Consider the following 12,705-nt stretch of genomic DNA (forward strand, 5'->3'; position numbering starts at 1 on the left):
TGTTATTTTTCAATTAGTTATGACTTTCCTTGTAGGGACGCCACGCTGGCGTCCGAATAAAAAAACTTTGTCAATAATCTGATATTAGTCGTACTTTTTTTGCTTTCGCAATAGGAAGAAAAATTTATATTCTTCGTACCTTTGTCAATAAGACACAAAAAATACCACAAATAGAAATTGATATTGCAATTAACCGCTTACAGGAAATGATCGATGAAAGTACAACCAATCACTTATAAAACTGTTAAAAATAAATTGTTGGCTGATGAAAAAGTCAAAGCACTATATGTTGAAGAAAAAATGGCAGAAGATGTGCAATCGTTGCTTTATATAATGCGTAGTAAAGCTGGTTTGAATATTTCTCAAGTCGCTGAGCGAATGGGTATTTCACAACCAGCTGTATCCAAATTAGAACGAAATGCCGATAAAGCCACACTCTCCAGCTTAATACGATACGCCCAAGCCTGTGGAATGGAATTAAAGTTATCTGCACACTCTTAATATTATAAGGAAACACAATGGCACACACGCATAAACTTGCAACACAATTTGTCCACGCTGGACGTAAACCTCGTTACACTCAAGGCTCGGTTAATAGCGTTATCCAACGAGCCTCTTCACTTATTTTTAATTCGGTGGCAGAGAAAAAAGAGGCTACTCGTAATCGCTACAAATGTGCATTATTTTATGGTCGCCGTGGCACATTAACTCACTTTGCCCTACAAGATGCAATGTGTGAATTAGAAGGGGGAGCAGGTTGTTATCTTTATCCCTGCGGTGCAGCAGCAGTGAGCAATAGTATTTTAGCCTTTGTACAGCAGGGTGATCATATTCTAATGACGGGAGCAGCCTACGAGCCAACCCAAGATTTTTGTAATATTATTTTAAAGAAAATGGGGATTTCTACGACTTATTATGATCCCCTTATTGGAGAAAAAATTGCCGATCTTATTCAACCCAATACTAAAGTTTTATTCCTTGAATCACCAAGTTCACTCACAATGGAAGTGCCAGATGTTCCCACTTTAGTTAGAACAGCTCGGTCAATTAACCCTGAAATTGTTATTATGATTGATAATACTTGGTCTGCTGGCGTACTCTTCCCTGCTCTTGAACACGATATTGATATTTCAATTCAAGCCGGCACAAAATACCTAGTCGGCCATTCTGATGTAATGATTGGAACGGCAGTTTCAAATGCACGTTGTTGGGATCAACTGCGTGAAAACTCCTACCTGATGGGACAAATGGTTGATGCAGACTCCGCCTATACCACTGCTCGTGGACTACGCACTCTTGGTGTTCGCTTAAAGCAGCATCAAGAAAGTAGTATTGCGATTGCAAATTGGTTAGCACAACGTCCTGAAGTTAAAGCCGTCTATCACCCAGCTTTGCCAAGCTGTCCTGGTCATCAATTTTTCCAACGAGATTTTGCAGGTGCTAGCGGGCTGTTTTCTTTTGAACTTTGCAAAAAATTATCTGATGAAGAACTCGCTCAATTTTTAGACCATTTTGAGTTATTCACAATGGCTTATTCGTGGGGTGGGTTTGAATCACTTATTCTAGCTAACCAACCACAAGAGATTGCCAAAATACGCCCAGCTATTGAACGAAAATTGACAGGTACACTTATTCGAGTTCATATTGGCTTGGAAGATGTACAAGACCTGATTGCTGATTTGGAAAAAGGGTTTGAAAGAATTAAAAGTATGTAGGTGGCATATATTATCTTCTTAGCTCAAAATCGCTAACCCAATAGTTTTTCTAGGGAAAGTGGAGATGAATAAATAAGGCTAAGAAAGGCGGGAATCCCGCCTTTTTTAGATTAAGAATTAGATATTTTTCGCAATTAGATCACCCATTTCGCTGGTTGAAATTGGTGCAGATTGATCGGCTAAGTCGGCAGTACGGTAGCCTTCTGCTAATACTTTTTGTACCGCATTTTCGATAGCTTTGGCTGCATCTTCCAAGCCAAAACTATAACGTAGCATCATTGCCGCAGAAAGAATTTGTGCGATAGGATTTGCGATATTCTTACCTGCAATATCAGGTGCAGAGCCACCTGCTGGCTCGTATAAACCAAAGCCTTTTTCATTTAAGCTCGCTGATGGCAGCATTCCCATTGAACCTGTAATCATTGCACATTCATCAGAAATAATATCCCCGAAAATATTTGAACAGAGTAACACATCAAAAAATTCTGGCTGCTTGATTAACTGCATTGTCGCGTTATCAATATAAATATGATCTAATTTTACTTCAGGATATTGTTTTGCCACTTCATTAACAGTTTCACGCCATAAAATTGAACTCATCAATACATTGGCTTTATCTACCGAAGTAACGTGCTTGCTACGTTTCATTGCTGTTTCGAAGGCAACTTTTGCAATACGTTCAATTTCATAGCGGTGATAAACTTCTGTATCGAAAGCTTTTTCATTTGCTCCTTCACCTTCACGCCCTTTAGGTTGCCCAAAATAGATACCACCAGTTAATTCACGCACCGTTACCATATCAAAACCTTTGGCTGCAATGTCTGCACGCAATGGGCAGAATTGTTCTAATCCTTTATATAGTGTTGCAGGGCGAAGATTACAGAATAGGGAAAAATGTTTACGTAAAGGTAATAATGCACCACGTTCAGGCTGTTCGTTAGCAGGTAAGTGTTCCCATTTAGGACCACCAACAGAACCAAATAAAATAGCATCAGCCTCTTCACAACCTTTTAAGGTGCTTTCAGGTAATGCCTTACCGTGATTATCAATTGCGATGCCACCAATGTCATAGTGGTTATAATTAAGAGTAAAATTATATTTTTGTTGTACTACGTCAAGTACCTTAATTGCTTGAGCCATAATTTCAGGGCCAATACCATCACCACTTAATACCGCAATATTGTAAGTTTGCATATAAATTCCTCAAGTTATAATTGATTAAATGAAAGCAACAATATAAAACATTTCTGCATTGAATGGGGAATTTTTTGTGTGATTTTAACGATTTCCGTTAGAATAGTTTTAGCAAATAACCAAAAGAGAATAAAGAAATGAAACGAACAGGATACAAAGGGGCAATATTTGCATTTTATCTGCTCAATTTGACCGCTTGTGGCACAATTTCAAGTTTAGCAGAAGATGATTACACCCCTTATGCAGGGGTAATAAAAGATTTTCAAACGATGAGAGAAGGAGGGATAATTAGTGTTTTGGCTGTGGTAGATTTACCCCTTAGTTTTGTTTTCGATACGCTATTATTACCTATTACGCTGACTCGCTAATCATTATGTTTAAGCATTGCGATATAGTTACAACTCACATCTTTATTAAGCCAAAATTTCTCTGTAATCGGATTAAAATGGTAGCCCACCATTTCAGTACAACTTAATTGAGCCTGATCACACCAATTCAATAACTCGGCAGGCTTAATAAATTTCTCAAATTCGTGAGTACCTTTGGGTAGCATTTTAAGCACATATTCCGCCCCAATAATAACTAAGGCATAGGCTTTAAGTGTACGGTTAATCGTTGAGAAAAAAAGTACACCATTGGGTTTTAACAGGGCTTGGCAACTTTGAATAATCGAAAGTGGATCAGGAACGTGTTCTAACATTTCCATACAGGTAATAACGTCAAACTTTTCGGCATTACAAGCGGTCTGTTCGGCTAAAAAATTTTCAATAGTGGTTTGTTGATAATCAATGATTAAATTGTTTTGCTCTGCGTGTTGTTTCGCAATCGCCAGTGGCTCTGTGGTCATATCAATCCCTGTTACAGTTGCTCCTAATTTAGCCATTGCTTCACTTAGAATACCGCCACCACAGCCAACATCAAGCACTTTCTTACCAAATAAGCCACCCGATTTTTCATTTACATAGGCTAGGCGTAAAGGATTAAGCAAGTGGATTGGTTTAAAATCGCCTTTAGGATCCCACCAACTTTTTGCCATTTTCTCAAATTTTGATATTTCTTGTTGATCAACGTTCTTCATAAAAACACCTATTACAAATTTTTTATCGCTAAATTCTACCTGATCTCAGCTATAAAAGCGGATCAATCTGTTAAATTCTTACAAAAAATCTTATCGCAAGCGGTCTTTTTGTTTAAAAAAACGCAAATTGATTTAAAAATAGTCTTTTAATTAGTTTTTTTTATCTTTGTGATAAATTTTTTTAATTTTTTTCTTGCAAATTAAAATGAAGTAGATAAACTCTGTGCCATTCAAACACAACATTAACAAAAATTAAGGAAACCTTTATGAGCGATTTAAATGTACTTTTCCAAAAAATCAAACAGCGTGATCCAAATCAAGCTCCTTTCCATCAAGCCGTTGAAGAGGTTTTTGGTAGCCTTGCTCCATTTTTAGCCAAAAATCCACAATATACCAAATATGGTTTATTAGAGCGTATTGTTGAACCTGAACGTGTTATCAGTTTCCGAGTTACTTGGGTGGACGACAACGGTCAAGTGCAAGTAAATCGTGGTTATCGTGTACAGATGAACTCAGCGATTGGGCCATATAAAGGTGGCTTACGTTTTCACCCAACTGTGGATTTAGGTGTATTAAAATTCTTAGCCTTTGAGCAAGTATTTAAAAATGCCTTAACAACTTTACCGATGGGCGGTGGCAAAGGTGGCTCAGATTTCGATCCTAAAGGTAAATCTGATGCAGAAGTAATGCGTTTCTGTCAAGCCTTTATGAGTGAATTATTCCGTCATATCGGTGCAGATACTGATGTACCTGCAGGTGATATTGGTGTGGGTGGTCGTGAAATTGGCTACTTATATGGTCAATATAAAAAATTACGCAATGAATTTACTTCGGTATTAACAGGTAAAAGTTTAACGTGGGGTGGTAGTTTAATTCGTCCAGAAGCAACAGGTTACGGTACAGTATATTTTGCAGAAAGTATGTTAAATACGCGTGGTCAAAGTTTTGAAGGTAAACGTGTTGTGATTTCAGGTTCAGGAAACGTAGCACAATATGCTGCTGAAAAAGCGATCCAAAAAGGGGCGAAAGTATTAACTGTTTCTGACTCTAACGGCTATGTATTATTCCCTGATAGTGGTATGACAGAGGCACAGCTTGCTGCTTTATTAGAACTTAAAAATGAACGTCGTGAACGTCTATCAGTGTATGCAAAAGAGCAGGGTATTCAATACTTTGATGGTCAAAAACCTTGGGGCGTAGCGTGTGAAGTAGCATTACCTTGTGCAACGCAAAACGAACTGGATACAGAAGATGCGAAAACATTACTCAAAAATGGTTGTATCTGTGTGGCAGAAGGGGCGAATATGCCATCTACATTAGGTGCGGTGGAAGTTTTTGTTGATGCGAAAATCCTATATGCACCAGGTAAAGCATCAAATGCAGGTGGCGTGGCAACTTCAGGTTTAGAGATGAGCCAAAATGCAATTCGCCTATCTTGGAGTCGTGAAGAAGTGGATCAACGTCTATTTGATATTATGAAAAATATCCACGAAAACTGCGTAGAAAACGGTACAGAAAACGGCTTTGTGAACTATGTAAACGGTGCAAACATTGCAGGCTTCAAAAAAGTGGCAACCGCAATGTTAGAGCAAGGCGTGGTGTAATATCAGCTTAATATAATTACCTAATTCTTATTATAAAAATACTCTCCATAATTTCCCTTGTTAATCTCAATTAACAAGGGTTTTTTTATGCCATAAAACTCAATCCTAAAACCTAGTCTCAAAAATTACATTGATATTCTTATCGGTGTAAGCATAAAGTGTTGGCAAATTACTATCGTGTTTTCGCCACGAGAGCTGTAACTTAGGGGTAATTCCGAATAAGTGCCAATCCCGTTTCCATAGGGTTAATGTGGTGCTGAATACCTCGTCTGAACGGACTTTACCTAAATCAAGAGTATTTCCTAACTTGGCAGTATCGTGGTAATCTCGTTCGGTAATGGCAAAGCCTAAGCGGCTAGATAGCCCGAATGTTTGCCATTCTTGTCCCCAACCAAAGCGTAAACTTTTGGTATCAGCACTGAATTGACGAACCTTAGTGCGTTCAAAACCAATATCAGAACCAACATAAAAATATTGCTGTGGTTTTGGTAGCCACAGTAGCGTTATTGAGGCTAATTTACTGCTGCCATCTTGAGCTTGGCTATCATAATAATCTTGCTTGCCGTATTCTAATGCGGTAGAAATTTGCCAATTAGGCGAAAGCCAGTGGTTATATTCTGCTCGTACACCTTGTGTTTTTCGATAGCTACTTCCACCAGACCAACGCTTTTCAAAAAAAGGCAATAAGCGTAATGTCTGTTTTTCATTTTTATAGGTGTAGCCTAAGAGTGTGCGGTTAGTTAGTTCATCGTCATCGTGGCTGTTCCAATAACTTCTGCCTGAAAAATCGTTTTGAAAGGTAAGGTAATGTGAGCCAGTTAAATTGAAGTCTCGAGATAAATCGGCACTATAAGCAAAACCATTTGCTTTGCGAGGGAGCATATTTTCCCCTTTTACATAACCTGTATTTTCGATTTCAGGGGAGTTAGAGGTGTTATTGATATTGTTTTCTTGTACATAATAAGCACTTGCCCCAAATTGCCAACTACTGCGTTTTTTTAGGGCAGCAAGGTAAGCATCAATTAGCTGCATCACTGGTGCTGGCAGATTTTCTGCACTTTTGGCTTTGTTAAATTGATCTTCCGCGGCATTATTTTGTTGAGCATTAAATAAGGCAACGGCAAGTTCAATTCTGACTACATTGAGTTGTGGCTGCTCTGCTAAAATTTGTCGATAAAGGTGAATCGCTTCATTATTTTTTCCTTGTAAACTGGCAAGTTTAGCTTGAGCAAACTGAATTAAGGTTTTATCAGCGTTTGGGAATTGCTGATAAACAGGCAATAAGGTTGCGATAGCATCAGTTTGACGTGCGAATAACGCATCACTTAATAGCTGATGAACAAGCGGTGGGTTTTGGCTTAATTCTTGCAGGCTAATATCTATTGGTTGTGAGTTTTGGGCTGTTTGAGTCAGCTCGGGCTGTGCTTGTGGTGCAATGGGCTTTGCTACATTTTTGATTTGCTCATCGTGGTGATTGGGTGTGGCAAATGCCAAGCAAGGTAGCCAATATAAAGGAAGAGTCAGTTTTCTCATAAAGTATCACAAATTAAATAATGGGAAAATAAAGCCGATTTGTAAACCGTACAAATCGGCTTAGTACTTAAAAACAACGAGGGTTATTTAGGTTGTTTTGTGGCACCGAAGGTTGCTAGATACTCAGTATTTGGAGCGATGTTCAAGTCGATTTTACCTACGGCATCATTTAGATTTTTTCCACCGAAGGCTACATTATATGTTCCTGTAATATTACTATTATTCATATGTTTATTTGAGTAATACTGAGCAGCACCAATGCCATCGGTAATGTAATTAGGTCTACGATCTATATTCGCTTTTGGTAAATCAATGGTTCCTACTGTATTACTCTGAAGCGTGCCAGAAACGGTACTTTTTTCCCAAGTTTCTCCAAAGTGAGCATTTAGGGTAATTGTGCCGTCTTCTTTAGGTGCAGAAACTAGTTTATTAGTTTTATTTAGAGTTACTGCAATAACATTACCTTTATAAGTCGCATCACCTGCTACATTTTCATTCCACGTTAGTCGGCCTTTTGCATCTTCGTCATATACTTTAAATTCGGCATTACTACCTTGTTTTCCTGCACTTTGGATCACTGCAAATAATGCACTATTATTATGATCGGTAAAAATAGCACCATAAGAAGAATAAGGTTGATTGGTGAAGAGATAGTTCATTTCAGGCGTATTCTTTTGAGCGATCTTAACACTACCTGAGTGAGTGCCGAGTAATGGTTTGCCATCTTTTTTGGACAGTTCGTCTAAATCAAATTGGATCTTAGGATCTAATACGACATTCTTGATTACATCATTATGTTCATACGAATCCTGAAAGCCTTCCTTCAACCTTAGAAAATCGCCAAATGAAATTACAGTTGGTGGATTATCTTTGAGGTCACCCTTAATTCTCCCTGCAGAGATATAGTCTACAAACGTATTATCAAAAGTATCCTGATTAACAATACGCCATTTTTTACCTTGGCTATCTACGACACTTGCAGTTTCGTTAGGTGTTGCAGAAGTGCCTGGTACAGCAGGGGAAGTTGGTTGCACTGCCGCTGTTGATGAGTTAGACGCAACAGAGGCTGGTGTAGTTTGTTCAGAGGGTGACTTTTGTGTGGTTGGTTCAGTTGATGAATTTTGCGTAGTTGATGGTTGTGTTACCTGAGTTGGAGCCTTAACATCTGATGATTTGTCATTAATAATACATCCAGTAGTGGTTACTGAAACAAATAACGCAAGTGCAGAAATTTTAAATGTTGTGTTCATAATGAATCCTTAATGAATATAAATAAAACAAATTGATCGCTTTTAATATTTCTTCTGTATAAAAAATATAAAAAATTTGCCCATTGTAAAAAAAAAAAAAAAATCAAGTCCCTGAAAAAATTTATTTTTATGTCATTTTTGTATAAAACAGTAAGTATTATGCAAGCGGTAATATCTGTGGGATAATTTGCATCTTTTATCGTTCTTTATCACAAAAGGAGAATTTTACGATGATGAATAGAAGACGTTTTATCCAAATTGGTGCAACAACGATTTTAGCTTTAGGTACAAGCCGTTTAGGTTTTGCGATGAAAGCGGAGAATAAAGTTGCGTTGCGTATTATTGGAACAACGGATATTCATAGCTTTTTAACGGATTTTGATTACTACAAAGATGCCCCAACGGATAAATTCGGTTTTACTCGTACGGCAACTTTGATTGAACAAGCGCGTAAAGAAGCCAAAAATAGCGTATTAGTCGATAACGGTGATTTAATTCAAGGTAACCCAATTGCGGATTATCAAGCTGCAAAAGGTTATAAAGAAGGTAAATCTAACCCTGCTATTGATGCGTTAAACTTTATGCAATATGACGTGGGAACATTGGGTAACCACGAATTTAACTATGGTTTAGCCTATTTAGATGACTCTATTAAGCAAGCTAAATTCCCAATTATCAATGCTAATGTGGTAAAAGTGGGGAGCGATGAGCCTGTTTATCAGCCTTATTTTATTCAAGAAAAATCTGTTGTTGATGAAAATGGCAATAAACAGATCGTGAAAATCGGTTATATTGGTTTTGTTCCGCCACAAATTATGGTGTGGGATAAAGCCAATTTAGATGGCAAAGTCGAAACGCGTGATATTGTGAAAACAGCTGAAAAATATGTGCCAATCTTAAAAGAGAAAGGGGCAGATATTATTGTGGCATTAGCTCACACAGGTCCATCAGATGAGCCTTATAAAGAAGGTGCGGAAAATTCAGCCTTCTATTTAGCTGATGTGAAAGGGATCGATGCGGTTATTTTCGGGCATTCACATCGTCTATTCCCGAACAAAGAGTTTGCTAAATCGCCAAATGCAGATATTGAGAAAGGGACAGTAAAAGGCGTTCCTGAAAGTATGGCTGGTTACTGGGGGAATAACATTAGCGTGGTTGATTTAACGTTAGCTCAAGAAAATGGCAAGTGGGTAGTGATTGATGGATCTGCGGTACTTCGTCCAATCTACGATAATGAGAAAAAAGCCTCAACGGTAGAAAATCACCCAGAAGTGACCGCTTTACTCAAACCTGTTCACGAAGCGACTCGTGAGTTTGTGTCACAACCGATTGGTAAAGCAAGTGATAATATGTATAGCTACTTGGCTTTAGTGCAAGATGATCCAACTGTTCAAATCGTCAATCAAGCACAAAGAGCTTATGTAGAAAATGTGGTGAAAGGACTACCAGAATTAGCAGGTTTGCCAATTTTAAGTGCGGGTGCACCGTTTAAAGCAGGTGGACGTAAGAATGATCCGTCTGGTTATACTGAAGTCGATAAAGGCGAATTAACGTTCCGTAATGCTGCGGATTTATATCTCTATCCAAATACCCTTGTTGTTGTAAAAGTAACAGGTGCGGAACTAAAAGAGTGGCTAGAATGTAGTGCAGGAATGTTTAAGCAGATCGACCCAAGCAATGCTCAACCACAAAGTTTGTTAGATTGGACGGGATTCCGTACTTATAACTTTGACGTTATTGATGGTGTGCAATATCAATTTGATATTACTCAGCCTGCTCGTTATGATGGTGAATGTAAGCTAATCAATGATAAAGCAAACCGAGTAGTTAATTTAACCTACAACGGAAAAGCCGTTGATCCAAAAGCTGAGTTTTTAATTGCGACCAATAACTATCGTGCTTATGGAAATAAATTCCCAGGCACTGGCGATAGCCATATTGTTTTTGCAGCACCAGATGAAAATCGTCAGATTTTGGCAAATTACATCAGTGCAGAGAGCAAAGCTAACGGTCAAGTTAGTCCAAGTGCCGATAAAAACTGGAGAATTGCACCGATTGTAAGCAAGGCTAAATTAGATATTCGCTTTGAAACCTCACCGAGTGATAAAGCTAAAGCATTTATTGCGGAAAAAGCACAATATCCGATGACATTCTTAAATACCGATGAAACTGGTTTTGCAGTGTATCAGGTGGATTTGAGTAAGTAAGGTAAGATTAAAAGGTGGGAGTAATGCCCACCTTATATAAAAGTCTTATTCAACCGTTACAGAAGTAATAATAACATCCTCTTTCGGTACATCTTGGTGGAAACCTTTATTGCCTGTGGCAACGGTTTTAATTTTATCGACAACGTCCATTCCTTCCACAACTTCACCGAATACAGCATAGCCCCATTCTTGTACAACTTCACGTCCGTGCATTTCTTTTGAACGATAGTCTAAGAACGTATTATCTGCAACATTGATAAAAAATTGTGCTGATGCAGAGTGTGGATCTGATGTACGAGCCATTGCGATAGTGCCACGTTTATTGCTTAAACGGTTGTTTGCTTCGTTTTGAATGGGTGCTTTGGTATTTTTTTCACGCATACCAACTTCCATTCCACCGCCTTGGATCATAAATCCATCAATCACTCGGTGGAAAATCGTGTTATCGTAAAAACCTTCTTTACAGTAGTCTTCAAAGTTTTTTGCAGTGATTGGTGCTTTTTCAAAGTTTAATACGATTTTAATATCGCCAAAATTAGTATGTAATGTAACCATTTTAAATTCCTTATAAGATTAGGGGAAAAGTTCGGACGGTATTATTAAAAAGTTTCGCAAAAATTGCAAAAAATTCTCAAAAAAAGACCGCTTATTCGTTATACTCAACGCATTTTTATCATCAATGTGATTGTGAATTAAATGAGGACACTATGCTCAAAATATATAACACTTTAAAACGTGAAAAAGAAGAATTTAAACCGATTAAGCCAAACCAAGTGGGAATGTATGTTTGTGGGGTTACGGTTTATGATCTCTGTCATTTTGGGCACGGTCGTACTTTCGTTTCCTTCGATGTTATTGTGCGTTATTTGCGTTATCTAGGTTATAACGTGCGTTATGTGCGTAACATCACTGATGTGGACGATAAAATTATCAAACGTGCGTTAGAAAATAACGAAACCTGCGATCAGTTAGTGGATAAAATGGTGGCGGAAATGTATCGTGATTTTGATGCTTTAAATATTCTCCGCCCTGATGTTGAACCGCGTGCAACACAGCATATTCCTGAAATTATTCAAATGGTTCAAACTTTAATTGAGAAGGGCTACGCTTATGTGGCACAAGATGGCGATGTAATGTTCCAAGTCGATCAATTCAAAAATTATGGGGTACTTTCACGTCAAAATCTAGAACAGCTCCAAGCAGGGGCAAGGGTTGAGATCAAATCAGTTAAGCGTAACCCGATGGATTTTGTACTGTGGAAAATGTCGAAAGAAAATGAGCCAAGTTGGGATTCTCCTTGGGGTAAAGGTCGCCCCGGTTGGCATATTGAATGCTCGGCGATGAATAGCAAAGAGCTAGGCAATCATTTTGATATTCACGGTGGTGGCTCGGATTTGATGTTCCCACATCACGAAAATGAAATTGCACAATCTTGCTGTGCGCACGGAGATGATTACGTCAATTATTGGTTACATACAGGAATGTTGATGATCAATAAAGAGAAAATGTCGAAATCACTCAATAACTTCTTTACTATTCGAGATATTTTAAACAAGTATGACAGTGAAAGTGTTCGTTATTTCTTCTTAACCGCACAATATCGTAGCTTATTAGATTATAGCGAAGAGAATATCAACCTTGCTCGTTCAGCACTTGAACGCCTATATACCGCATTGCGTGGTTGTGATACATCAATTTTAATTAGCGATGAAGATCAATATGTGAAAGCCTTTAAAGATGCAATGAATGATGATTTCAACACGCCCGGTGCATTAGCTGTATTATTTGAGTTAGCGAGAGAAATCAATAAAGCCAAAGCGGAAGGCTCTTCTGATGCTGATTATTTAGCTTCTCGTTTGAAACAATTAGCAGGCGTATTGGGGCTATTGCAACAAGAACCAGAAACCTTTTTACAAGGTAATGCGAATAATGATGAAGTGGCTGAAATTGAATCGCTCATTAAACAACGTAATGAAGCAAAAGCAACTAAAAATTGGGCGTTAGCCGATGAAGTGCGTGATAAGCTAAAAGCAATGAATGTTGTGCTTGAAGATACCCCAAATGGCACAACTTGGCGTAAGGCATAGGTAGGTTTAAATGATATGAAAATGGTAGAATTTGCGG

12 protein-coding genes are annotated in these 12,705 nt (G+C 38.1%); 7 read left to right on the forward strand and 5 right to left on the reverse strand.

What is annotated here, in order from left to right; genetic code table 11:
* Positions 1 to 83: 83 nt before the first annotated feature.
* From ACWIW0_RS10530 to metC, 3 genes are read left to right on the forward strand one after another with little or no spacing between them, the layout of a single operon-like run.
* Complete coding sequence (locus ACWIW0_RS10530; protein ID WP_454453280.1) at positions 84 to 239, forward strand: type II toxin-antitoxin system RelE/ParE family toxin; 156 nt, start codon at positions 84 to 86, stop codon at positions 237 to 239.
* Complete coding sequence (locus ACWIW0_RS10535) at positions 214 to 501, forward strand: helix-turn-helix domain-containing protein (protein WP_157395126.1); 288 nt, start codon at positions 214 to 216, stop codon at positions 499 to 501. The genes ACWIW0_RS10530 and ACWIW0_RS10535 overlap by 26 nt, the downstream gene beginning before the upstream one ends.
* 17 nt (positions 502 to 518) lie before the next feature.
* A complete protein-coding gene (gene metC / locus ACWIW0_RS10540) occupies positions 519 to 1,715 on the forward strand; it encodes a cystathionine beta-lyase (protein WP_454453273.1) in 1,197 nt (398 codons plus the stop codon).
* Positions 1,716 to 1,832: 117 nt separating this feature from the next.
* Here metC and leuB read toward each other — a convergent pair whose 3' ends face one another.
* Positions 1,833 to 2,909 carry a 3-isopropylmalate dehydrogenase gene (gene leuB, locus ACWIW0_RS10545; protein WP_454446761.1) on the reverse strand — a complete coding sequence of 359 codons (1,077 nt, stop codon included), beginning with the start codon at positions 2,907 to 2,909 and terminating at the stop codon, positions 1,833 to 1,835.
* Positions 2,910 to 3,046: 137 nt separating this feature from the next.
* On the opposite strand from leuB, the gene ACWIW0_RS10550 reads away from it, so the two are divergent.
* Positions 3,047 to 3,277, forward strand: coding sequence for a YceK/YidQ family lipoprotein (locus tag ACWIW0_RS10550; protein WP_454446760.1), 231 nt, complete (start codon positions 3,047 to 3,049; stop codon positions 3,275 to 3,277).
* On the opposite strand, the gene ubiG is transcribed toward ACWIW0_RS10550, so the two are convergent.
* Positions 3,274 to 3,987 carry a bifunctional 2-polyprenyl-6-hydroxyphenol methylase/3-demethylubiquinol 3-O-methyltransferase UbiG gene (gene ubiG, locus ACWIW0_RS10555; protein ID WP_454446759.1) on the reverse strand — a complete coding sequence of 238 codons (714 nt, stop codon included), beginning with the start codon at positions 3,985 to 3,987 and terminating at the stop codon, positions 3,274 to 3,276. The genes ACWIW0_RS10550 and ubiG overlap by 4 nt on opposite strands.
* 266 nt (positions 3,988 to 4,253) lie before the next feature.
* Between ubiG and gdhA the strand changes: the two genes are divergently transcribed.
* On the forward strand, positions 4,254 to 5,591 hold the full coding sequence (gene gdhA, locus ACWIW0_RS10560; RefSeq protein ID WP_454453274.1) for an NADP-specific glutamate dehydrogenase: 1,338 nt from the start codon (positions 4,254 to 4,256) through the stop codon (positions 5,589 to 5,591).
* Positions 5,592 to 5,696: 105 nt separating this feature from the next.
* Here gdhA and ACWIW0_RS10565 read toward each other — a convergent pair whose 3' ends face one another.
* On the reverse strand, positions 5,697 to 7,124 hold the full coding sequence (locus tag ACWIW0_RS10565) for a surface lipoprotein assembly modifier (RefSeq protein WP_454453275.1): 1,428 nt from the start codon (positions 7,122 to 7,124) through the stop codon (positions 5,697 to 5,699).
* Between the two features lie 83 nt (positions 7,125 to 7,207).
* Complete coding sequence (locus ACWIW0_RS10570; RefSeq protein ID WP_454453276.1) at positions 7,208 to 8,374, reverse strand: hypothetical protein; 1,167 nt, start codon at positions 8,372 to 8,374, stop codon at positions 7,208 to 7,210.
* Between the two features lie 230 nt (positions 8,375 to 8,604).
* On the opposite strand from ACWIW0_RS10570, the gene cpdB reads away from it, so the two are divergent.
* Positions 8,605 to 10,581, forward strand: coding sequence for a 2',3'-cyclic-nucleotide 2'-phosphodiesterase (gene cpdB, locus ACWIW0_RS10575; protein WP_454453277.1), 1,977 nt, complete (start codon positions 8,605 to 8,607; stop codon positions 10,579 to 10,581).
* Between the two features lie 45 nt (positions 10,582 to 10,626).
* Here cpdB and ACWIW0_RS10580 read toward each other — a convergent pair whose 3' ends face one another.
* Positions 10,627 to 11,136: a peptidylprolyl isomerase gene (locus ACWIW0_RS10580; RefSeq protein WP_454453278.1), complete on the reverse strand. Its 510-nt coding sequence runs from the start codon at positions 11,134 to 11,136 to the stop codon at positions 10,627 to 10,629.
* 152 nt (positions 11,137 to 11,288) lie between these two features.
* On the opposite strand from ACWIW0_RS10580, the gene cysS reads away from it, so the two are divergent.
* Positions 11,289 to 12,668, forward strand: coding sequence for a cysteine--tRNA ligase (gene cysS, locus ACWIW0_RS10585; RefSeq protein WP_454453279.1), 1,380 nt, complete (start codon positions 11,289 to 11,291; stop codon positions 12,666 to 12,668).
* Positions 12,669 to 12,705 lie beyond the last annotated feature (37 nt).

The organism is Ursidibacter sp. B-7004-1 (assembly GCF_053654055.1).